This is a genomic window from Anaerotaenia torta, assembly GCF_050433395.1.
GTDB classification, from domain to species: domain Bacteria; phylum Bacillota; class Clostridia; order Lachnospirales; family Lachnospiraceae; genus Mobilitalea; species Mobilitalea torta.
Genome location: NZ_JBNPXH010000001.1, coordinates 612,527 through 637,358 on the forward strand (window position 1 = coordinate 612,527; position 24,832 = coordinate 637,358).

The 24,832-nt window shown below is 45.4% G+C and carries 17 protein-coding genes; all 17 read left to right on the forward strand.

Annotated elements, in window-relative coordinates; genetic code table 11:
• Positions 1-5 precede the first annotated feature (5 nt).
• Positions 6-1,133: an SGNH/GDSL hydrolase family protein gene (locus HNQ56_RS02645; protein WP_429142478.1), complete on the forward strand. Its 1,128-nt coding sequence runs from the start codon at positions 6-8 to the stop codon at positions 1,131-1,133.
• Between the two features lie 23 nt (positions 1,134-1,156).
• The gene (locus HNQ56_RS02650; protein ID WP_429142480.1) at positions 1,157-2,707 is read left to right on the forward strand and encodes a glycoside hydrolase family 43 protein; all 1,551 of its coding nucleotides are present in this window, start codon (positions 1,157-1,159) and stop codon (positions 2,705-2,707) included.
• A 29-nt stretch (positions 2,708-2,736) separates the two neighbouring features.
• Positions 2,737-3,864 carry a family 8 glycosyl hydrolase gene (locus tag HNQ56_RS02655; protein ID WP_429142481.1) on the forward strand — a complete coding sequence of 376 codons (1,128 nt, stop codon included), beginning with the start codon at positions 2,737-2,739 and terminating at the stop codon, positions 3,862-3,864.
• Between the two features lie 33 nt (positions 3,865-3,897).
• Complete coding sequence (locus HNQ56_RS02660; protein WP_429142484.1) at positions 3,898-4,983, forward strand: efflux RND transporter periplasmic adaptor subunit; 1,086 nt, start codon at positions 3,898-3,900, stop codon at positions 4,981-4,983.
• Positions 4,984-5,006: 23 nt separating this feature from the next.
• Positions 5,007-6,089 carry an efflux RND transporter periplasmic adaptor subunit gene (locus HNQ56_RS02665; protein ID WP_429142487.1) on the forward strand — a complete coding sequence of 361 codons (1,083 nt, stop codon included), beginning with the start codon at positions 5,007-5,009 and terminating at the stop codon, positions 6,087-6,089.
• Entirely contained in the window at positions 6,076-7,176 is a 1,101-nt protein-coding gene (locus HNQ56_RS02670; protein WP_429142489.1) for an efflux RND transporter periplasmic adaptor subunit, read from the forward strand. Before HNQ56_RS02665 ends, HNQ56_RS02670 begins: the two co-directional genes overlap by 14 nt.
• A gap of 13 nt (positions 7,177-7,189) precedes the next feature.
• Complete coding sequence (locus HNQ56_RS02675; RefSeq protein WP_429142491.1) at positions 7,190-10,036, forward strand: ABC transporter permease; 2,847 nt, start codon at positions 7,190-7,192, stop codon at positions 10,034-10,036.
• Between the two features lie 4 nt (positions 10,037-10,040).
• Positions 10,041-10,715, forward strand: coding sequence for an ABC transporter ATP-binding protein (locus tag HNQ56_RS02680; RefSeq protein WP_429142493.1), 675 nt, complete (start codon positions 10,041-10,043; stop codon positions 10,713-10,715).
• Entirely contained in the window at positions 10,684-11,625 is a 942-nt protein-coding gene (locus tag HNQ56_RS02685) for an ATP-binding cassette domain-containing protein (RefSeq protein WP_429142495.1), read from the forward strand. Before HNQ56_RS02680 ends, HNQ56_RS02685 begins: the two co-directional genes overlap by 32 nt.
• Entirely contained in the window at positions 11,622-13,142 is a 1,521-nt protein-coding gene (locus HNQ56_RS02690) for a hypothetical protein (RefSeq protein ID WP_429142497.1), read from the forward strand. The genes HNQ56_RS02685 and HNQ56_RS02690 overlap by 4 nt, the downstream gene beginning before the upstream one ends.
• 323 nt (positions 13,143-13,465) lie before the next feature.
• A complete protein-coding gene (locus tag HNQ56_RS02695; protein ID WP_429142499.1) occupies positions 13,466-14,431 on the forward strand; it encodes an endo-1,4-beta-xylanase in 966 nt (321 codons plus the stop codon).
• 75 nt (positions 14,432-14,506) lie between these two features.
• Positions 14,507-16,732, forward strand: coding sequence for a glycoside hydrolase family 95 protein (locus HNQ56_RS02700; RefSeq protein WP_429142501.1), 2,226 nt, complete (start codon positions 14,507-14,509; stop codon positions 16,730-16,732).
• Positions 16,733-16,787: 55 nt separating this feature from the next.
• A complete protein-coding gene (locus HNQ56_RS02705) occupies positions 16,788-18,464 on the forward strand; it encodes a glycoside hydrolase family 43 protein (RefSeq protein WP_429142503.1) in 1,677 nt (558 codons plus the stop codon).
• Between the two features lie 88 nt (positions 18,465-18,552).
• Positions 18,553-20,106, forward strand: a complete 1,554-nt coding sequence (locus HNQ56_RS02710) for a glycoside hydrolase family 43 protein (protein ID WP_429142506.1) — start codon at positions 18,553-18,555, stop codon at positions 20,104-20,106.
• 81 nt (positions 20,107-20,187) lie between these two features.
• A complete protein-coding gene (locus tag HNQ56_RS02715; protein WP_429142508.1) occupies positions 20,188-22,050 on the forward strand; it encodes a beta-L-arabinofuranosidase domain-containing protein in 1,863 nt (620 codons plus the stop codon).
• A 168-nt stretch (positions 22,051-22,218) separates the two neighbouring features.
• Positions 22,219-23,514 (forward strand): LysM peptidoglycan-binding domain-containing protein, encoded by a 1,296-nt coding sequence (locus HNQ56_RS02720; RefSeq protein ID WP_429142511.1) that lies wholly within the window; start codon positions 22,219-22,221, stop codon positions 23,512-23,514.
• Positions 23,515-23,691: 177 nt separating this feature from the next.
• On the forward strand, positions 23,692-24,822 hold the full coding sequence (gene alr, locus HNQ56_RS02725) for an alanine racemase (RefSeq protein WP_429143006.1): 1,131 nt from the start codon (positions 23,692-23,694) through the stop codon (positions 24,820-24,822).
• The last annotated feature ends 10 nt before the right edge of the window (positions 24,823-24,832 follow it).

The window sequence follows — 24,832 nt, forward strand, 5'->3', positions numbered from 1 at the left end:
AAAATATGATTACTACTTCGCTTATATCAACCGGAAATAATTACCGGATAAAAAAGGTGATAGAGAAAGCGCAGAAAGGTGAGAAGGTTACAGTTGCATTCATCGGGGGTTCCATTACAGAAGGTGCGGGAACGAGTAAAAACAGCAATTGCTATGCATTTCAATCATACCTGTATTTTAGAAATACCTTCGGCGCGGGGGATGGGAGCAATGTTGAATATATCAATGCCGGCATGGGCGGAACCCCCTCTTCCCTTGGTTTAATCCGGTATGATCGTGACGTAACCGGATATGGAAAAGCAGAGCCGGATATTGTATTCATCGAATTTGCTGTGAATGATTATCAGGAGACTACGGGCGGCGAAGCTTATGAGAGTTTAATCCGTAAGATTTTGTCAGCCGACAATCAACCGGCTGTTATTCTTGTATTCAGCGTGTTCAAATCAAGGTGGAATATGCAGGATTTATATAAGCCCATGGGGGCTTATTATGAGCTTCCGATGATCAGTATCAAGGATGCGGTGGTTCCGGAATTGCTGGAGGGCAATATTACCGAGGAAGATTTTTTTTCCGATGAGTATCACCCGACAGATTTTGGACATGGAATTATGGCAGAGTGTGCGAAGAATTACTTCAATGCGGTGAAAGCGGAAGAAGCCCATAAGATGGATACCGAGCTGGTGGGTCCGGCAGTATTGGGGAATTCCTTTGAGAAAATCAGGATGCTGGACAGCAGCACGGAGGTAAAAGATATCCGTATCACCCCCGGAGGCTTTGATACCGTTGATGAAGAGCTATGTATGGTATACGGATTAAAGCAGAAGACCTTTCCGTATAATTGGAAGCATACAGCGGCAAGCACGGCTGACCCCTTTGTGATGTCTTTGAAGTGCAGAAATTTATTATTGGTATATAAATCCAGCTCTGACAAGGAATTTGGAATAGCTGATGTGTATGTTGACGGTGAGCGTATTGCCCGGCTTGACAGTAAAGAAGGAGGGGGATGGAATAATCCGGTGACTCTTCTTCTGTTCAAGAAAGGAAGCTCTAAGAGACATACCATTGAGATAAGGATGGCAGAAGGAAGTGAAGAGAAAGAGTTCAGCCTTCTTGCCTTTGGCTACACGCCTTAATACGAACAGGAGAGGACATAACTATGTTGCAGGCAAAAAATCCGATTTTATCCGGGTTTTACCCGGATCCATCCATTTGCAGGGTGGGAGATGACTTTTATCTGGTGAATTCCAGCTTTGCGTATTTTCCGGGAGTCCCCATCTGGCATAGCAAAAATCTGTCTGACTGGAAGCAAATCGGCAATGTATTGGATAGAAACTCACAAATTCCATTACAAAAGAGCGGGCATTCCGGAGGTATATTTGCACCAACCATAAGATATTACGACGGAATCTATTATATGATAACCACCAATGTATCCGGCGGAGGCAACTTCATTGTAACTGCCGCAAGGCCCGAGGGGCCATGGTCGGAGCCATATTATCTGGGGCCGGAAGCATCAGGAATCGATCCGAGCCTATTCATCGATGAGGATGGTACCAGTTATTATGTGGGCACCAGGCCGAATCCGGAAGGTGTGAGGTATAACGGAGACTGGGAAATATGGGTACAAAGGCTGGATCTGGTCACAATGCGATTAATCGGGAAGAGCCAGGCCGTCTGGAAGGGAGCGCTTAAGGATGTAATCTGGCCTGAAGGCCCCCATCTGTATAAAAAAGACGATTATTATTATCTTATGATTGCAGAGGGCGGAACAGGACCAAATCATGCGGTAACCATTGCCAGAAGCAAGCAAGTCTTTGGACCCTATGAAAATAACCCCAATAACCCGATTTTGACCCACAGACATCTGGGAAAGGATTATCCGGTAATCTATGTCGGACATGCGGACCTGGTGGATGATACCGAGGGCAACTGGTATATGGTTATGCTGGCAAGCAGAAGGTGCGAGGGCTATGTCGGCTTGGGAAGGGAAACCTTTCTGGCCAGGGTGGTATGGGAGGACGGCTGGCCCGTAGTGAATCCCGGTGTCGGTAAGCTTGAAGATATGGTGGAGCTTCCCTTTGGCGGGGAGAAGCATTATACCGGAACGAAACAGACCTTAATCCCGTACAGCACGGATAAATATGATGTGGTAATGCTAAGGAATCCCAGCAGTAATTTTGCTCAGACTGTGGATGGGGTAGTAAGATTAAGCTTTCTTCCTGAGACACTAAAAGAGCTTGAAAGTCCGGCGTATATGGGCTTCAGGCAATTAGACTACCTTTATGAAGCGCAGCTGGAGTTTCGATGTGACAAGCTTCTGAAACAGGAAGAGGCTGGATTGGCAATTCTGCAGAGCAATGAATTCCATATGCTTTTTCGGATAAAGAAGCTATCAGAAAATCAGGAGGTTGCACTGCAGGTGGTAAAATGTCTTAAAAAAGAGGAACATTTGCTGGCAGAGACCTGTCTGAGAGAAGAGAGCCTGGAGGTTCTAAGATTAAAGGTAAAAGGTCATGGCCAAAAAGCAGATTTCATACTGTGTCATAAAGAGGAAGAAATATCAGTAATTGCTGATGTGGATATCCACGAGATGAGCACTGAGGTAGCAGGAGGCTTTGTAGGTAATACAATTGGTGTTTATGCATCTTCCTGTGGCAGGCGGTCCGATCATTATATTGATATCCTTAAATTTACAATTATATACTAATTTATAAGACGGAAGGAGATAAGATAAGCATGGCCAGGGGAGCTTTTTATACCGGTGAATATCCTAATGTATTTGCGGAGATTGGATTAACCGGGGAACAAATTACGTCAAGAATTAATGAAACCTTTGAGACCTTGTTTTTTGACCCCATAGAGAAAATATATTTTGAGATGGGGGAAGACATGGGCTATATGCTGGATACCGGTAATAATGATGCGAGGTCGGAGGGTATGAGCTACGGCATGATGATGGCGGTTCAGATGGACAGAAAAGATATATTTGACCGCTTGTGGCTGTTTTCTAAGACCTTTATGTATCAGAGCAGCGGAAAATATGAAGGTTATTTCGCATGGTCCGTCGGGACGGATGGCAGGAAGAATGCGGAGGGACCGGCTCCGGACGGGGAGGAGTATTTTGCTATGGCTCTCTTCTTCGCAAGCACCCGTTGGGGAGATGGAGCGGCTCCTTTTGATTACAGCGTTCAGGCCCGTGATATATTGAAGCATTGCCTTCATCAGGCGGAGTTGGTTCCCGGAGGCAACCCGATGTGGGATGCCGATAACCATTATATTAAATTTGTTCCTGAGGCACCATTTTCCGATCCCTCTTATCATCTGCCTCATTTTTATGAGCTCTTTGCACTTAGAGCGAATGAGGAGGACAGAGAGTTTTGGAAAGCTGCGGCGGAGGAAAGCCGTAAGTATCTGTCCCTATCCTGCCATCCTATCACCGGTATGGCCAGTGAGTATGCAGAATTTGACGGTACCCCGAAGCGATTATTCCATGACGGACAATTCTATTCGGATGCTTACCGTGTTGCCATGAATATCGGCCTGGATGCCTCCTGGTTTCACGCGGATACAAGCCTTGGAACAGTGATCGATAAGCTGCAGAAATTTTTTTCGGAACACATCAAAACAGGAGAATATTCAAATTATCTCATTGACGGAACACCCCTTAACCAGCCTGCCTTACATCCGATTGCAATTATTTCCACAAATGCCGCCGGATCTTTGGCAGCGAGGGGCCGATACCGGTTGGACTGGGTAAAGGAATTCTGGAATACGCCCCTAAGAAAGGGAGAGCGCAGATATTATGATAATTGTCTTTACTTTTTCTCGCTCCTCATGCTTGGAGGAAGGTACCGGATCTATTAATTCATTTAAATCAAAGGAGTTTAACTGGAGTTTATGAAGCATAAATCAAGGTACATATTTTTATTGATATTCTCTTTGCTTCTGTCGGGATGCAGCCTTGCGCCGAAAGAGGAGGTACTGCCGGATGCGCCTGTACTTCCCGCCGCTGCCATAAAGGGTTATCAAAAGGCAGAAGTAATACGCGGAGATATGATTGAGAGTCTCAAAACCCGGTGCGCTTATAATGCCATTTATACCAAAGAATATAAATTCTCAGTGAATGGTATCCGTATAGATCATATCTATGTTGCAGAAGGAGATACTGTTAAGGAAGGGGAACTCCTTGCGGATCTGGATATGAATCAAATTAATCAGCAGATAGAAGAGCTTACGGATCATATAGAACTCTTAGAGCTAAAAGATAAAAACGAACGGGAATTGAAGACTTATGCCATTACCCTCCAGAATAAGCTGCGGTCTCTGGAGGGCTATACGATGCAGATGGACTCGGAATATGAACAGGAAATGCAAAATTATGATAATGCCATCAAGGCATTGGAGGATGAGCTTTATATTGCTCAAAAGAGACTGGAGCTTCTTGTGCGGGAGAGGAGCGGCCGTCAGATCATTGCAGATATAAATGGTGTTGTCTCGTATGTATCCAGCTATCGTGAGTGGGAAGTATCCGATGATAGTGCCGTATTTATAAGGGTGTACGATCCGAATACCATGTTATTTGTTACAGACGGAACAAATTCGGAACGATTTAGTCCCGGACAGGAGGTAACAATTAATGTTTCCGGTATAGAGTATAAGGCGGCGGTTGTTCCTCCCGGGGAATTGCTTCGGGAGGAGGAAATCAAGCTTGAGCAGGGAAAGCTCTTATTAAGGGCGGAAGATCCGGAGAGGAACCTGCAAAGTGGTGATGAGGGAATAATAACCTTTATATTGAACGAAATTACCGATACGCTTTTTCTGCCCTCCTCGGCGGTGCATATGGAAAACGGGAAAGCTTTTGTATATGTGGAGGATGAAGGCGGTTTCAAGAGTTTAAAAGAAATAGAAACAGGACTGATCGCTGATAAGAAGACAGAGATAAAATCAGGATTGATAGAGGGGGACAGTGTAATCATTAACTAAGCTGCCCGGGAGGTTGACAGAACATGGTTAGAAGGCTGGTAATGATAGCTTTGGCAATTATGCTTTTATTGGGCGGCTGTGATAAAAAGGATACCGTAATCCCGATACTGGAAGAGCCTGTCGAAGCGGAGATTGATACTGCTGCGGTATCCAGAGGTGATATCTATGATTTATTCACCTATGATGCCAAGGTATATCCTGAGATACATGAGCTATCCTTTCCCATCGATGGGGAAGCAGGGGATATTGCAGTTTATATGGGACAGGAAGTGAAGAAGGGGGACCTGCTGCTAAGCCTTGAGGATGAGAACCGGGGGAAGGAACTGAACAGGTTAAAGGAGGAGCTGGAGACAACCCTAAAGAATAATGAGCTTGATAATAAAAAAACGTCGTTGGAGATACAGATACAAGAGCTTGATATTCTTCGGAGAGGAGAGGCAGGGGCATCTGCGGTTGAAATCGCACGGATGGAGGCTGCTCTGGGAAAGAGTAAGCTGAAGAGAGAGCATGCTCTGAAATTGCAAGAGCTTGATAAGAATAGAGTGATTAAAAAGATAGAGGAAATAGAGGAAGAGCTGGAAAAATATAAACTGAAGGCACCCTGTTCCGGAAGTATTACCTACATAAAGCAATTCAGCGGAAACAGCAGAATCAATGCCTACGAGACGGCAATCATCATTGCCGATGAAACGAGACTTCATATACAGAGCGATTTTATCAGCGGAAGTGAGTTATCCATGGCAAATGAAGTTTATGCCCTGATCGGGGGAAGGAAATATGCCATTCAATATATACCTTTTGAGACAAATGAGCTTATTAAAATGAAGAACAGTGGAATTAAGCCGGAGACCAGGTATGAGTTTGCTGCGGGTCAGGGATTAACAGCCGGGGACTATGCCTGTGTATGCCTGATTAAGAATTTCAAGAAGGATGTCCTTATCATACCGAACAATGCGTTATATAAAGATTCCTCAGGCAGCTTTGTTTATCGCATGGTTGATGGGGAGCTGGTTAGAAGCAATGTTGAACTAGGAATAAAAACGAATACGGAGATAGAAGTGATTAAGGGACTGGAAGAAGGTGATATCATTTATGTTCAGAAATAATAAATGGTTGGGAGGATTTGCCGCCGTACTGCTAGGTGCCTTATTCCTTGTATCACAGGGGGTTTATGCAGGACAGGAGGAGCCGGACCGGGAGAAAACAGAGAATACAAAGACCATTACGGCAGAGCGTTCGGATTACACAGAATATAGTGTATTGAAGGATGTAAAGTGGATATTCCAGCGGCATGATTCACTCATGGTAGCGGAGGAGGAAGCTACTTTAGTAGAATATCTGGTTCAAAACAATCAGGAAGTGAAGAAGGGGGAGCCGCTGCTTTCCTACGAGGTTCCTGTTGACAGTATTTTGCTGGAAGAAACAAGAATTTCCTTGAAACGGAAAGAAAGTGCGTACTTAAAGCAAGTAAAGCAGAAAGAAGATTATATCAAAGAATTGCGGGATCAGTTACAGTATATGGATCTTGGCATGATGGATGCCCAGATACTGGCATTGAATATCGATAAATTGGAGATAGAATTAGAGCAATTTGAAATGCAAAGCAAACAGGATTTGAAGAATACCGGTACATCGGTGAAGGAGCTGGAGGACAGGATGGAGATCCAATATCTTGAGGCTCCTTATGACGGGGTGGTGATCATGAATGAGAACTACAAGGAAGGGGCAAGAATAGATGCTTACCGGGAGCTGCTTCATATCTATGATATAAAAAGTGCAATACTTGGAACTGAGATTACCGGAGTGAATAAATTCTGGTATGGAATGGAAGTTTCTATAACCGGAGTAAGTAACATGAAAGAGGATAAATCGAAAATCTACAAAGGGAAGGTAATCTCGGTTGATACCCTGTACAATGGCAAGCTTAATACGGGAATGATCTATATCCAGCCTGAGAATCCGGAATTGTTATCCCTGATACAACGGGCTAATCTGACGGCCTTGTCAGTTGTGGTTAAAGATGTCATTGTAATACCCAAGAATGCCGTAAGATATGCAGGCGACGTGAGTTATGTATATCTGCTGGACAATCAGGGGGAAATACGCAGACAGTATGTATCCGGGCGGGAGAACGGAAGGGATATGTGGGTCTTTTCCGGCTTGTCAGAGGGGCAGAGAATTGTATTAGAATAGGCGGGTGGACTAGGTGATAAGTTATGTAATATTTAAGATCTGGAATAGAAAGTGGATGGTAATCAGTCTGCTGATCGGCAATATTCTGTTAATTGGAATGGTAATGGGCAGCTTGGTTTACTCCAATGCTGTTCTTAACAGAATGCTGGTCAAGGATTTAAATCAGGCTATGACAAGCACGGGAATTTACCCGATGCAGATGCAGATAGAGATTCGCATGGACAGAACCCGTTCTAATGCTACCGTAGCCAAAAAGGTGAGACAATTGGAGAAGCTGGTTGCAGATCTGCCCAGGGATATGAAGCTGGAGAGTAAGTATCAGATATCCAGCTACTCTATGCGCACCAATTATCTCTTTGAGCCTGAAGAGGAAGAGGATAATAAATATATTCTGGAATTGGCCTTTCTATCCGACCTTCCGGAGCACAGCTCCATGTTATCCGGAACCATGTACAGCGGGGAGATCGTCAACGGCGCCATTGAAGTCATCGTCAGCAGAAAGACAATGATGGAACACAATTTAATGATCGGGCAAGAATTGTATCTGGCAGATGTCCGGGATAAGAATGATAAACCGTATAAAATCAGAATTACGGGTGTGTTCCAGAATTCAAAGGAGAATGATGCCTACTGGGTCAAAAGCCCGGACTCTCTGCTCAGACAGTTTTATATGGATGAAGCTTTATTCAAATCCATGTTTGTCAATTATGAGAAGCCGGAGTATGCATGGAACAGTTCCTGGTACGCATTGCTGGACTATGACAGCATAAAGTCCGGACAGGTCGGACATATGCTCACCACTTTAGATGAAGTCAATAGTCAAATCAAAAAAATTGATTGCTATTACTACAAAGAATTTTATAGTGAGCTCCTCCGGTCCTTTGAAAAAAAGCAGGCTAAATTGGTTAACATCCTCTTTTTGCTGGAAATTCCTATCTTTATTCTGCTGGTTATCTTTATCTATATGGTAAATAATCAGATGATGCTTCTTGAACGGGGAGATATAGCAGTATTAAAGAGCAGAGGAGCATCCAATCTGCATATTATACGAATTTATCTGCTTCAGGGTTTATTCATAGCCGTAACCGGTATATTACTGGGAATTCCCCTGGGATTATTCTTTTGCCGCACCCTTGGTAATGCCAACGCGTTTTTAGAATTTGTCTCCAGGTCTCCTCTTCCTCCCGCACTGACCGGAACCAGTATAGGAGCAGCAATTCTTTGTGCTTTTGCTTCCGTGGGAATTACCGTAGTGCTGGCGATTTTTCATACCAGAGAGACGATTGTATCTTACAAAAGAAAGATGAATAAACGGAATCAAGGAGCGATACTGCGCGGCTTTTTGTCGGGAGGAATCTTTCTTGCGGTGGCATTCTATGGCCTTTACAGCTTTCGGCTGCGGGCCGGATCGATTGCTGCCAGTGTGGAGGCCGGGGCCGGACTGGACCCGTTGCTGTTTTGCAGTTCCATATTTTTTATTATAGGCGGGGGATTTTTAATCCAGGCGGCGTTTCCCATCGCGGTAAAGCTTTTATTCCAGCTGGGTAAGAGCCGGTGGAGTCCGGCTTCCTATGCCTCTTTCCAAAAGGTGATAAAGGGGGCCGACAATCAGGGGTTCATCATCCTTTTCTTAATAATTACGGTAGCCTTAGGGGTCTTTGATGCAACATTAGCCCGGACAATTAATGGCAATGAAGAGGACAGGGTCGTATATTCCATAGGAGCGGATATTGTTGTACAGGAGAAGTGGGTTAGTAATGAAGACGATATTAAAGCATACATAACTTCTCTGAAGGAAATGGGACAGAATGTCACGGAAAACAGTTTTGATGTGTTTTACATTGAACCGGATTTTAATCGTTATAAGGAGCTTGAAGGAGTGCAAACAGCTTCCAAGGTATATGTTAATAAAGAGATTACGGTTCAGGTGGATAAAGGTAAAATCACAGCTGCACTTATGGGGATTAATTCAAAGGAATTCGGTCAAACCGCATATTTTAAAAATAACCTATTGGATGCCCATTGGTATCACTATCTCAATAAGCTTGCAAGGGAGAGAGACGGAATTCTTGTTTCCTCTAATTTCAGAGATCTATATGGATATAAGATAGGAGATACCATTGCGTATTCTAACAGTAACAAAACAGCCAGGGGCACGATACAGGGCTTCATAGATTATTGGCCCTCCTATCAGCCGGTAATGAAGGAAACAGATTCCAGCGGTGTGGTGAAGGAGGTAAATCAATTCTTAATCGTTGCTAATTTATCCAGGGTACAGACCGTATGGGGAATTAGACCCTATCAGGTATGGATGAGGACGAAGGACTCAACCGGCTTTCTTTATGATTTTGCAAAGGAAAATCAGGTGGAATACGTGATGTTCAAGGATTTGTCTGCTGAGATAATTCATAAGAATAATGATCCGTTCTTTCAGGGAACCAACGGAATCCTGACCCTGGGCTTCATTATCATCCTCTTGATCTGTGCCGTTGGATTTCTGATATTCTGGATCTTATCCATCCTGTCCAGAACCTTGCAGTTTGGAGTATTTCGTGCCATGGGTATGACCATGTGGGAGATGATAGGTATGCTATTGCAGGAACAGCTCTTCCTGTCAGTTCTTCCGATTTTTTTAGGTTTATTCATAGGGCACTGGGTTTCCCGGCTTTATGTTCCTCTGATTCAGATGGCATACACTTCCTCAGAACAGGTGATACCGCTGGAAATAATTAACTTGCAAAGCGACCAGATACGGATATTATTTATTGTTACTTTAATGGTGGTATTTTGTATGGGTATCATCGGCAAACTGATTTCTAACTTGAAAATAACCCAGGCTTTGAAATTAGGGGAGGATTAGCAGTATGGAATACATGATAAAGACAGCAGGAGTAAACCGATACTTCCGGATTCCTAATAACGAAACCTTACATGTTCTTAAGGATATTAATATGGAGATACCAAAAGGCAAGCTGACTATTTTAAAAGGACGCTCCGGTTCCGGGAAGACAACCTTATTGAATATCTTAGGGGCATTGGACAGCGCTTCTTCCGGAGCTGTATGGCTGGAGGATCTTAACTTATCCGAGCTGGGGGAAAGAAAGCGCTGTAAGCTGAGAAGAAGAAAAATAGGTTTTATCTTTCAGTCCGTGGCGCTGATCCCCACCATGACCGCTTTCGAAAATGTGGAATACATGCTGCGGCTTGCCGGGGTTAAGACGAACCGGAAGGAACGGGTGATTGAATGCCTGAAGATGGTGGGCTTGGGGCAGCGGATGTATCATATGCCCCAGGAGCTCTCCGGCGGAGAGCAGCAAAGAACCGCCATTGCCAGAGCGATCGCCCATAAACCTCTTATTATCTATGCCGATGAACCAACGGCGGAACTGGATACGAATACGGCGCTTCAAATTATGAAAATATTTAAAAGCCTCACTGAGAAAGAGGGTATCACAGTCGTCATGACAACCCATGATACCGGACTTATGGAAATCGGTGACAGGGTTTATGAGCTGGAGGACGGTGGTTTTGTTGAATGACGGCAAAGAATCTTTGATGATACAATGCGACAATCTGGTTAAAATCTATAAAACAAGGGATAGTGAGGTTCTCGCCCTGCAGGGTCTTGACATGAATGTGGCCTCCGGTGAGCTGATGGCAATTGTGGGTAAAAGCGGCAGCGGTAAATCCACCTTCTTAAATATGATAGGCGGATTGGATAAGCCTTCTGCGGGAAAGCTTTTTGTCGACGGAAAAGACTTGTTCAAAATGAACAGGCAAAGTCTTATTGAATATAAAAAACGAACCGTCGGCTTCGTATGGCAGAATAATGCCAGGAACCTTTTCCCATATTTAAACGCGATCCAGAACATACAGGTACCTATGATCTTCACCGGGGAAAGAAAGAAGAGGGAAAATGCAATAAAGCTGCTGGAGCTGGTTGGAATGTCACATAAAAAATATAATCGCCTTGGGGAGTTATCCGGAGGGGAGCAGCAGCGAATCGCCATTGCCATTGCCCTTGCCAATAATCCTAAGATATTGCTGGCCGATGAACCCACCGGTTCTGTGGATAAGCATACGGCGGATTATATACTGGAGGTTTTCCGTGAATTAAATCAAACCCTAAAGACCACCATTATCATTGTCACCCATGATATCAATCTGGCAAAGAGGGTGCATAGGGTGGTGTCAATACAGGACGGAAAAATAAACAGTGAGATGCATGCAAAGCAGGATTATCAGGCAAAATTGAGTCAGATTGCGTCCTTTCAGGAGGAGCACGATGAATATGCCATCCTTGACCGGGCAGGCCGTTTGCAGCTGCCAAAAGAAATGTTAGAAAAGATGGGTGTCAATGATAATAAGGTAAGGCTGGAATATGTAAATGGATCAATCGTAATAAAACCGTCAAAAGAGCCTGAGAGGGAAGAGGAGGATTTATCATGAAAAAGGTGATCAAAACCGTTATTTTATTGTTCCTGATGATGGGCTGCTTTCACATGGCAGCCGAAAAAAGAGCGGAGGCTTCCGCTTTAAGTGATGTAACGCTGCAAGAAGCGGACGATCTGGATAACATGCCTTATCCTGACACGACCGCCGTTTATTATGAATATGAGCGGAATAGCTATGTTAAATTCACCATAGATACTCCCGGAGAGGTGAGAGCTTATTTCCGGCTTGATGTGAATTCCAGAGCAAGCGGAAATATATGGATCAGTACGGATCCGGCAGGGAAGGACATCATTGGTACGATTTCAAAATTCTCAGGCAGCGGGACGGAACTATCATGGTTTCTGGAGAGCGGTACCTATTACTTGTTTGCCGTTGCAACCTATCAGTCTTACGAAGCAAATGTGGCCTTGCTGTTTGAAAGGTCAAAGGGAATTGAAGATAAGAGAGCGACAAGCTTTCAGGACAGCAACAGGCTTAATTTTAAGGAAGTAAAAAAGGGGTTCTTGTCCAATATAAACGCAAATGCTTATTATTCCTTTGAAGTAAAAGAAAAAGCCAATGCAGCTATCCGGTATACCTTTGATTCTTCTGCAAAAACCAATCAGGAAACCGGCTATTGCACCCTGTATGATGAGGATGAGTTTTTCCTGGGTGAGGGAAGCTATACCAAAACAGACAAAGGAGTAAAGGAATTTAACTATTTACTGGAGCCGGGAGTCTATTATGTTAAGCTTCATGGGTTATACGGCAATACGACATTGCAGATTGTCCCGATGTATTATGATATTGCTCTCACGGCTGACACCGACGGCGTCTGGACGACGGAGCCGGTTGAAGTCAATATTGATACCGTCATTGACTATAAGGAAATTATGGTTCTGTTTAAGGATGTGAAGGATACATTAATTGACAAAGCTTCTGTTTGGACCGAGAGCAATCCTGCTTATGTGAAGCTTGACGGCGAGACCTTCGAGGCCAGGGACAGCGGTATCTATTCCGTAAGAATTACGGATAAGTTTGGAAACCATTCCATGAAGAAAATAGAGATATCCAATGTTGATGTCACAAAACCGGTTATCAAAGGGGTAACTGACAAGAAAAGTTATAAGAAAGCGGTAACCATAACCTGGACGGATAAGCACAGCGGTATTAACCATAACAAAACCACTCTGAATGGTAAAAAAGTAACCAGCGGGGTTAAGATAACAGAGGAAGGAAAGTATACCCTGAAGGTATACGATAAAATAGGCAACCATACCTCCGTTGCGTTCACCATTGACCGCACTGCCCCTACCGCCGGAGTGGAAGACGGGAAAACATATAAGGAATCCGTTATACTGAAGTTTAGGGATAACCTATCCGGCATAAGCAAAATAATGGTTGACAACGAGGAGATAACCGCTTCCGGCAATACCTATTACTGCTATATAGACGGAGAATATACTGTAGAATTATGGGATAAGGCGGGAAATTACCGGAAAATCAATTTTTACATCAAGAGAAAATATTAATTTTACCGGGACAGGAATGGGAAGCAGGTAACAGTTCAGACGGCAATGTCATTTAGTTAAGGCCCGGGCGCTGTACCAAGTCCCTTTTACTTGCCTTACCTTCGCGTGTTCAGGACGCTCCGCTTCACAAGATACGCTCAGACGGTCAGCGTAAAAGGGACTTGGTACAGCGCCCGGGCCTTAACTAAATGACATTGGTTCAGACGGGGGCAGGAAAATCCCATGAGAGCAGCAGGATCATGACATGTATTTAGTTCGTAAAATAATACCCGAATAGAATACTTAGAATAACAGCATGTAAGGACAGGAGAATGGAGATTATTATGACGAGTTTAAAAGAGAAATACAAGGATTATTTTAAGGTTGGTGCCGCAGTAAGCAAAAGGACGGTAAAAAGCCATGCTCAGGTGATTGCGGAACATTTTAACTCAATTACCTGTGAGAATGAAATGAAATATTCCAGTATTGCACCGGAGGAAGAGCGGTTTAATTTCGGCATTGCCGATGATATTATGGAGTTTGCCAGGGATAATCAGATGGCAGTGCGGGGACATACCTTCGTATGGCATAACCAGACCCCCGAATGGGTGTTTAGAGATGCTGACCGGAATCAATTATTACAGCGGATCAGAAATCATATGATAGCCTTGGGAGGGCGGTATAGCAAGGAAATATTTGCCTGGGACGTGGTGAATGAGGCGATCGAGGACAAGGCGGATGAGGTATTGCGCCGGTCAAAGTGGTTTGAGATACTGGGAGAAGGCTTTATGGATGATATTTTTCTGATGGCAAGGGAGGTATTACCGGATAAGGAGCTTTATTATAATGATTACAATGAAACCAATCCCATAAAGAGGCAGAAAATATACCATACCATTAAAAATATGCGGGAGCGGGGAATTCCGGTGGATGGAATAGGAATGCAATGCCATCATAATATATATGAACCGTCTGCCGATGAATTGAAACGAGCCATTGAATTATACGCAGAGCTGGGTGTAAAATTACATATTACCGAGATGGATGTGTCATTATTTGAATTCAATGATCATGGCAGCATCGCCGGGCCAACAGCAGAATTAATTGAGAAGCAGGCAAGCGTCTATGAGAAGTCCTTCAAGATCTTCCGCGAGTATAAGGAGCATATTGATTGTGTTACGATTTGGGGGGTAGCGGATGACGCAACCTGGCTGGATCATTTTCCGGCCCGTAACCGTAAGAACTGGCCGCTGCTGTTTGATGAAGAACATAATCCGAAGGAAGCGTTCTATAGAATTATGGAGTTCTAGCCATAGAAGGGATTGTTGGGCAAAAAGAACAGGGAAAGTTGACCGGTGATTTTAAGTTTGGACAAGGAGCGGTGTATGAGCAGATTGTGGTATAGGAAACCGGCGGCCGTATGGGAGGAGGCTCTGCCTCTGGGAAACGGGCGCATGGGAGCTATGGTGTTTGGGAAGACGGATGAAGAGCACATTCAACTAAACGAAGACAGTGTCTGGTACGGGGGTCCCATGGACCGGAATAATCCGGACGCCTTGAGGAATTTACCAAAGATAAGAGAGCTTATTAAGCAGGACCGGATCAGAGAAGCAGAAGAACTGATGATATATGCGCTATCGGGTACCCCCCAGAGCCAGAGACCCTATCAGTCCCTTGGTGATCTCTTTCTCCGGTTTAAAGGTATTCCTGGCGAGGTGAAAGATTACGAGAGAAGTCTTTCCCTGCAGGATGCAATTCACCGCATTCGGTTTACTGCGGGAAAGAAAGTCTATGAAAGAGAGAGCTTTCTGTCTGCAGCGGATGATGTGATGGTGATGCATTTGAAGGCGAAGGGAAAGGGAAGGATATCCTTTACGGCCCTGCTTATGCGTGAACGCTTTTATGACAGGTCCCTGGGTATATCAAACGATATGATTATGATGGACGGCAATCTGGGCCAGGGGGGATTATGTTTTGGAATGCTTCTGAAGGCGGCTGCCGAGGGCGGAACCTGTGAGGTGATCGGAGAACATCTGATTGTCAGTGATGCAGATGAGGTAACCCTGTTATATACCGCCGGTACGACCTTCCGATACCAGGAATTGCAGACACAGTTGGAGCAGGTGTTATCCAGGGCCTCCGAGTTCACCTATGACGAATTGAAGAGACGGCATCTGGAGGATTATAGAAAGCTGTATGACAGAGTTACTTTTCAATTGACAGGTACGCCCATATATGATGAGATACCAACGGATGAGCGCCTGGAACGGGTAAAAAAGGGAGAGGCTGATTATGGTCTTTCCAAGCTTTACTTTGATTTTGGACGCTATCTTCTGATCTCCTGCAGCCGGGAGGGAACCCTGCCTGCCAACCTGCAAGGTATCTGGAATAAGGATATGCGTCCGGCCTGGGACTCCAAATATACCATCAATATTAACACGGAGATGAATTACTGGCCGGCAGAGGTGTGTAATCTTTCCGAATGTCACAAACCCTTGTTTGACCTTATAAAAAGGATGCTTCCCAACGGGCGGGAGACAGCCAGAAAAATGTATGGCTGCAGGGGCTTTGTAGCTCATCATAATACGGATCTATGGGGGGATACGGCAGTTCAGGATCACTGGATTCCGGGGTCCTACTGGGTCATGGGAGCGGCATGGCTCTGCACTCATTTATGGATGCATTATGAATATACAATGGATCTGGAGTTTTTAAAAGAGGCATTCCCCATCATGAAGGAAGCAGCAGTATTTTTCCTGGATTTTCTCATTGAGGATGATGGATACTTAAAGACCTGCCCTTCCGTATCACCGGAGAATCTCTATCTTCTTCCCGGCGGAGAAGCCGGAGCGGTTTCCGCAGGAGTTACCATGGATAATCAAATTCTCAAGGATTTATTTGAACAATGTCTGAAAGCCATGGAGCGATTGGAAATTAATGACGGAACAGTGTTGCAGATAAAAGAGTGCCTGGGAAGGCTTGTTCCCACCCAGATAGGAAAGCACGGCCAGATTATGGAGTGGGCAAAGGAGTATGAGGAGCAGGACCCCGGACATAGGCACATCAGCCATCTGTATGCGCTGCATCCGTCCAATCAGATCACGGTGGACGGCACGCCGGAGCTGGCAGAAGCGGCGAAGCTTACCCTGGAACGGAGATTAATGCACGGCGGCGGACACACCGGCTGGAGCCGTGCATGGATTATTAATCTCTATGCAAGGCTTGGGGATGGGGAGAAGGCGTATTGGAATTTGGAACAGTTGTATGCGCAGTCCACCCTTCCCAACCTCTTTGATAATCATCCGCCGTTTCAAATCGACGGTAATTTCGGTGCTACGGCTGCAATCGCCGAGATGCTGGTTCAGAGCACATCGGAAAGGCTGATCTTACTGCCTGCGCTGCCAAAAGCATGGCCGGACGGCGAGGCAGACGGTCTCTGCGTCCGCGGCGGAGCGAATATCCATCTTGAGTGGACAAAGGGACAATTAAAGAGATGTATCATAAAGGCGAAACACGAATATAAAGCGGACCTGTTATATCAAGGGGAAAAGCGGAGGATCTCTTTACAAGCCGGCGAGGAGGCTGTCATCCACATAGGAATGACGGATTAAGCAAATACCGTACGGCATTATGCACCGGAATGCCGTGCTGACGAGGGGGATGGATATGATGAGGAAACATGCAGTGACGGGGGCTATATTATTCTCTTTATTTTCACTTATGCTGACTGCCTGCCAGGATGCGGATACGGATCATAAGCAACAGATGATTGCGGATGCGGACGGCAATACTGCGGATAGTAATTTGATAACACCTGTTATCGAGGCGGGAGAGAATGACCCGGGGGAACCGTTACAGAAACAGCAATCAAACAAAGAATTGGAGGACGAATGGATGATATGCTTTGACAACCTGACTTTGACACCGGCCCTTAAGAATTACGGATTTAAAAATCCTTTGATGACCCAGAGGCTGGGGGCGGACCCCTATGCGATGGTTTACAATGACAGGGTGTATCTTTATATGACCGGAGATACCGTGGAATATGACGGTGACGGCAAAGTAAAGCCCAATAGCTATTCCAGGATTAATACCTTGAATGTAATATCCTCTCCCGATCTGGTGAATTGGACGGATCATGGAGCAATCAAGGCGGCGGGACCAAACGGAGCGGCGAAGTGGGGGAATAATTCCTGGGCGCCGGCGGCAGCGCACAAGGTCATCGACGGAAAGGACAAATTTTTTATCTATTTTGCCAATGGCGGAAACGGGATTGGTGTTTTAACATCGGATAGCCCGACGGGGCCTTTTACAGATCCCTTGGGGCATGCATTGATCTCCAGATCCACACCGAATTGCGGTAATGTCGCCTGGCTTTTTGATCCGGCAGTACTGGTAGATGATGACGGCAAAGCTTATCTCTATTTCGGAGGAGGAATACCCGACGAAAGGTATGCGAATCCGGGAACCGGGCGTGCAGTCCAATTAGGAGAGGATATGATAAGCCTCGCAGGCGACCCTGTAAGCTTGGATATTCCGTATCTGTTTGAAGATTCCGGGATCAATAAAATAGGAGATACTTATTACTACTCCTATTGCTCCAATTGGAATGTAGATCCCCAGGATGCCGCTAAGCTTGGCTTCCAAAGTGCGGAGATTGTTTATATGACCGGTAAAAATCCTCTGGGACCTTTCATGCTGCAAGGGTCAATTCTGAAGAATCCGGGGATCTTCTTCGGATGCTACGGCAATAACCATCACTGCATGTTCCGGTTTAAAGATCAGATGTACATGGCTTATCATACACAGATACTTGAAAACAGACTGGATATCACAGGAGGGTATCGGTGCACCCATATCGACCCTGTGACAGTAAGCGAGGATGGGGTAATCCAAACGATAAAAGCAACGGAGTTTGGTGTAAAACAGGTGCAGGCACTAAATCCGTACGAAAGAGTAGAAGCAGAGACCATAGGTACAATGGGAGGAATTACAACCAAGCTTGCAGATGAGACGAACAAATTAAGCGGCACCGGCAACATGGCCGTAACCGATATCCATACCGGCGATTGGATTGCCGTTTACGGGGTTGATTTTGGCGATTCGGGAGCAGATCACTTCACAGCTTCGATCAGAGCACCCCGTGATCAATTCGGAGCAATTCAAATCCGTCTGGATAAACCCACCGGCACTGTGGCAGGTTACTTGAAAGTAGAGCCGGGCACAGATGCGGACAATCAGGAGGTGACTGTGGAATTACTTACAAAAATCACCGGAGTTCATGATTTGGTATTTGTTTTTTATGGCGAAGGGTATGAGTTGGATTATTGGTATTTTAAGTAAGTGGCAGTTGACCGCGGATGCTTATCATTCAGCGGTCATAAAGAGGCTTGTTCAAAAAAATAATATAATGAAAACAGGGAGATAGGATATGTCCAACAACCCAATTATATGGTCCGATTACCCGGATCCTGATGTGATCCGGGTGGATGACACCTATTATATGATAAGTACAACCATGCATTTCATGCCGGGAGGAGTCATTCTGAGATCCTATGACTTAGTGCACTGGGAAATTGCCGCCTATGTTTATGATACCCTGGATCATACTCCGGGGCAAAGGATGGAGGGCGGTCTTAGCATCTACGGAAAAGGGATGTGGGCGGCATCCCTTCGCTATCATAAGGGGATGTTTTATGTATGCTTTGTGGCTAATGATACCGGTAAGGCGTATCTTTATCAGTCCGAACATATTACCGGAGTATGGAGAAAGCAATATGTGGAAGGCTTTTATCATGACTGCTCCCTGCTCTTTGATGAGGATGACAGAGTATATATCGTATATGGAAATAAAGAAATCTGGCTGACGGAACTAAGAACAGATTTAACCGGTCCCAAACCCGGCGGCTTGCATCGGATGATCGTGAAGGATACGGGGAATGTGGGTCTTGGCTATGAAGGCGCCCATTTATATAAAATCAACGGAAGGTATTATGTATTCTTTATCCATTGGCCCGCAGAGGGAACCCGCCGCAGAACACAAGCCTGCTATGCGGCAGAATCTTTGGAAGGAACCTTTACCGGCAGGGATGTCCTGGATGATGATATGGGATATCATAATGCAGGCGTTGCCCAGGGGGGGATTGTGAATACACCCTGGGATGAGTGGTATGCTATGCTATTTCAGGATCACGGGGCTGTCGGACGTATCCCGGTTCTTGTTCCGATCCGTTGGGAGAAGGATTTCCCGGTATTCGGTATCGACGGCAAGGTGCCGGATTTTGTTGAGGTAAGGAGTACCCGCCCGGATTACGTTTATGAGCCGCTGGTGGATCATGACAATTTTAATTACCTTCCGGATGCCAGTGGAACGGTTCATTTAAAGAAGGTATGGCAATGGAATCATACACCGGACAACCGGCTATGGTCCGTAACGGAGAAGCCCGGAACCTTGAGAATCCGCTCCGGAAAGCTAAGCCCTAATGTGGTACAGGCAGCGAACACTTTGACGCAGCGTCTTACCGGTCCTGTTAGTGAGACAATTGTTACGGTGGACGGCAGTCATTTAAAGGACGGGGATTATGCAGGAATCTGTGCATTACAGGGGTGCTATGGCTTGATTGCCTTAACCCTGGAAGAGGGGAATTTCTATCTTAGCATGGCAGCAAGGGAGCTTAATCCGGAGGAAAATATCTGGGGATCAAAGGAAGGTGACAGAAAGCCGGGTAAAGAATGGGGACGTGCTGCAATGAGCAGTCCTGTTGTGACCTTAAAGATGCGGGTGAATTTTACAGATAATACGGATGAAGCTGAATTCTTTTACATGGCTGATGATCAATGGATTAAGCTTGGAATCACCCATAAATTATACTTCCGTCTGGATCACTTCGTTGGATGCCGTGCCGGATTATTCCTGTATTCGACGAAGCAAATTGGGGGTGCGGCCGATTTTAGCGAATTTTTTTACAATATAACTAATTTATAAGTCTGACATCCTTTACGCTGAAGCTATTTCATATAAGCAGGACAGCATCATAAAACAAAATAATATTGAGGAGTGGTTGCAATGGAAGAATTGAAAGGCAACAGAGTCAAAATACAGGACGGCGAATTAAGACGAAGAGAACAGGCTAACAGGGATTACTTAATGAGGCTGACCAGCAATAATCTGCTTATGAATTACCAGGTGGAAGCGGGCAGATATTCAGGCCGGGAAATTCCGGGGGATGCTCATACAGGCTGGGAATCTCCGGTATGTCAGCTGAGGGGACATTTTCTGGGGCACTGGCTGTCAGCGGCGGCAATCCATTATGATGCCACCGGTGACAGAGAATTAAAACTGAAGGCAGATCTTATCATAGAAGAACTGGCTGAGTGTCAGAAGGATAATGGCGGACAATGGGCAGGGCCGATTCCGGAGAAATACCTTCATTGGATTGCCAATGGCAAAGAAATCTGGGCACCTCAGTATAACCTTCATAAAGTATTAATGGGTTTAGTGGATATGTATCTTTATGCGGACAATAAGAAAGCGTTGGAAATAGCGGATCAATTTGCTGACTGGTTTGTCACATGGAGCGGTACCTTCTCCAGAGAAAAATTTGATGACATACTCGATGTAGAGACAGGCGGCATGATCGAGATTTGGGCAGAGCTTTTGCAGATAACAGGAGATGATAAATACAGGACACTTCTGGAACGATATTATCGCAGCAGGTTGTTTCAGCCCTTGCTGGACGGGAAGGATCCATTAACGAATATGCATGCGAATACAACGATTCCAGAGATACTGGGCTGTGCAAGAGCTTATGAAGTGACAGGTGACGATGAGTGGATGAATATTGTAAAAGCATATTGGAATTGTGCTGTAACAGAGAGGGGATGTCTTGTAACCGGAGGTCAGACCGCAGGTGAAGTATGGATGCCTAAGAATAAGATGAAGGCAAGGCTTGGTGATAAGAATCAAGAGCATTGTACTGTGTATAACATGATGAGGCTGGCAGAATTTTTATTCCGTCATACCGGCGATCCGGAATATCTTCAGTATATGGAATATAATCTGTATAACGGCCTTATGGCACAGGCCTATTATCAGGAATATTGGCTTACCGGCAATAAGCACAGTAACCCCGGCACAGGTCTCCTTACCTATTTTTTACCAATGAAGGCAGGCTTGCGTAAGGATTGGAGCAAAGAGACGGATAGCTTTTTCTGCTGTCATGGAACTATGGTTCAGGCAAATGCAGCTTTGAATAGAGGTATGTACTATCAAGAGGAAGAAACGATCTATATTGCTCAGTATTTTAATTCAGAGATGAGTGCAGTGATCAATGGAGAAGAAATTAAAATTATACAAAATCAAGATATTATGAGCGGTAGTATGCTTACCTCATCCAATACTGCGGGGTATCAATTAGTAAATGAGATTACCGCTCGCCATGAAAACATGCCGGAATATAAAAAAATTGATTTTACTATTAAACTGGCATCGCCGACGGTATTTACCCTGGCATATCGAATACCGGAATGGATCATGGCAGATGCAGTGATCTATCTTAACGATGAGCTTTTTGGCAAATCGGCAGATTGTTGTCATTTTTATAAGATATCCCGGGAATGGAAGGAGGGAGATAAAGTAAGTATCATTCTTCCCATAGGAATACGATTTATACCTCTTCCTGATGACAACAGGATAGGTGCTTTCCGTTATGGACCGGAGGTGCTTGCAGGTATATGCGAGGAAGAGCGGATATTATATGTGGAGGGCGATGATATAGCATCTGAAGTAGCGATGGAGAACGAACGCGAATGGGGAAGCTGGAGATATTTTTTTAAGACAGAAAATCAGAATCCGGTAATTCAATTAAGAAGAATCAGAGATATCGGTTATGAGCCTTTCCAAATTTATTTTAAGGTGAAGAAGCATTGAATGTTATGTGCTGATGGTTATAGAATAGGGCAATTTGCTGTTATGGAGAAGGGATAGGGTGTCATATAATTTAATAAAAAGACCGGAGCGCTGTAAAATGGGAGGAGGCAGGCCTGTGTGGCCGTATTTCTTCGTATCATTTTGCAGCGTCTTAATATGAGGACAGTTATGATAATACATGTTGTAAAACCGAGGGAAACTATTTATACCATTGCGGCAGATTACAATGTATCGGTAACAAGGCTGGTGGAGGATAACGGACTGATCAATCCGGATCATTTGGTGGTTGGGCAGACCATTGTAATCGCATATCCGGCACAGGTCTATATCGCGCAGGAAGGCGATACGGTGGAAAGCATAGCGGAAGACTTCCAGATTCCTGTCATGCAGCTGTTGAGAAATAATCCGTTTTTAGTGGACCGGACAATGATCTACCAGGGGGAGATCATTGTCATACGCTATGATACGAAGGATAGAATCTCGATTAATGCGTATGCCTACCCGTTCATAAACAGGGATACCCTCAGAAAAACCCTCCCATTTCTGACCTATCTGACCATATTTAATTATCGGACAGTCCAGGCGGGAGAAATTGAAGGAAGCGATGATACGGATATCATAGCCATGGCCAAGAGCTTCGGAGTTGCACCGTTGATGTCCCTATCCTCTTTAACCTATCAGGGAATCAGCAATATTGAGGTGGTCAACAGCGTCCTGTATGATGAAAATAACCTGGAGCTCCATATTGAAGCTGTTCTGAGGATATTAAATGAAAAGGGCTATTATGGACTAAATATATCCCTTGCAAATCTGACCCAGATGAACAGAGAGGACTATGAGAACTTCATAACAAAATTATCCCTGAGGTTAAAAGCGGAGGGATATAAGCTGTTCCTTACCTTGACACCGAGAATCATCGTGAATTCCAGTGAGATATCTTTTGAGCAGATCGACTACACAGGCTTGGGAAGAGTGGCGGACTATATACAGATTCTATCCTACGGCTGGGGATCGCAGTCCGGACCGCCTGCAGCTGTTACTTCGGCCTATCTGACGGACCTCCTGCTTCAGGATGCGGTTACCATGGTGCCGCCGAAGAAAATATTTGCGGGTATCTCCGTGATAGGCTATAACTGGCAGGAGCCTTATGTCCTGGGGATGACACGGGCTAATTCCCTGACCAATGACGCGGCAATCGAGCTGGCGGTACAGACAGAATCTACGATAGAATTTGAAGAAAGCGCCCAGGCTCCGTACTTTGAATATATGGCCCGGGATGAAGGAAGGATGGTTCGGCATATCGTATGGTTCAGCGATGCCAGAAGCATCGACTCCCTGGTGGGCTTCGTTCCGAAATATGGCATTCAGGGAGCCGGGATCTGGAATATCATGAGCTATTTTACACAGATGTGGCTGGTGATCAATTCCCAGTACCGGATAGAAAAAGTTTTGCCGGAACAATAGGCTTCGGTAAGAGTTCGGCCTGCGGCAGGGTGGGGGACATGGCGCAGGCCGAACTCTTACCGATTTCCTTGCAATCTGACCAAAAAATATTTACTTGTATTTTGATTTGGACTATAATGTAGTACAAGCATTGGATTAATACAACAGAGAATGTGCTGGATGAGAGGTTGAATTGTGATGACGAATATTTCTGATTTATATGACCGTGCGGCGGCAATTGTAGATCTCGGCTGCATCAGCCATAATCTGGGGGTCGTAAAACAGAAGGCTCCCGGAAAGAAAATAATTGCTATGGTGAAGGCCAACGCCTACGGACATGGGATAGTCCGGGTGTCGGAGCACCTGATTTCCCAGGGTGCGGATTATCTTGGCGTTGCATTCGTGGAGGAAGGGGTCCTTCTGAGAAATGCGGGGATTACGGCCTCCATCCTTGTTACCGGGGCATTTTTAAAGCCGCAGATTAAGGAGTATCTGCAGCATGATATTGACCTTACCGTTTCTTCGGTCACAGGACTGGAGGAGGTGGAGGAGACCGCCAGGGCGTTGGGAAAGCGTGCGAGAATCCATCTGCAGATTGACACGGGTATGATGAGAGTAGGAGTACGGGATACCTCGGCCCCCAAGTTTCTGGAGGCGGCCTCCCGTTCAAAATATTGCGATATAGTGGGGGTGTTTTCCCATTTTGCAACGGCGGATGATGAGAATTTGGATTTTACGCATCTGCAGCTGGAGCGGTTTCTGGAGGCAATCCGTTTTTATGAGAGACATGATATCGAGCCTCCCATGTTTCATATTGCCAACAGTGCGGGCATACTGAGGCTGCCGGAAAGCCACCTGGATGCAGTAAGACCGGGAATTATGCTGTACGGCTACCATCCGTCGGATTATACGGAAAGGGAAGCAAAGCTGCTGCCGGCGCTTTCCCTGCGGGCGAAGATCACTTATTTTAAGGTGGTGTTAGGCGGGACCTCCGTGGGCTATGGGAGAACCTGGGTCTCGGAGGAGGATACGAGAGCCGTTACCCTTCTCATCGGTTATGGCGACGGCTATCTTCGGGGATTCTCCAACAAAAGCGAGGTGCTGATCCATGGACGCAGATATCCGGTGGTGGGAAATATCAGTATGGATCATACCGTAGTATCCCTGGGCAGGGATGGAGAAGGCTATCGGGGCGATGAGGCGGTGCTCATCGGGACCCAGGGAGGAGAAACCATCACTGCGACGGAGCTGGCAGAGAAGCTGGGGACTATTAATTATGAGATATTGACAGGCATCGGAAGCAGGGTGCCGAGGGTATATATGAATTAAAGCTGTGAAT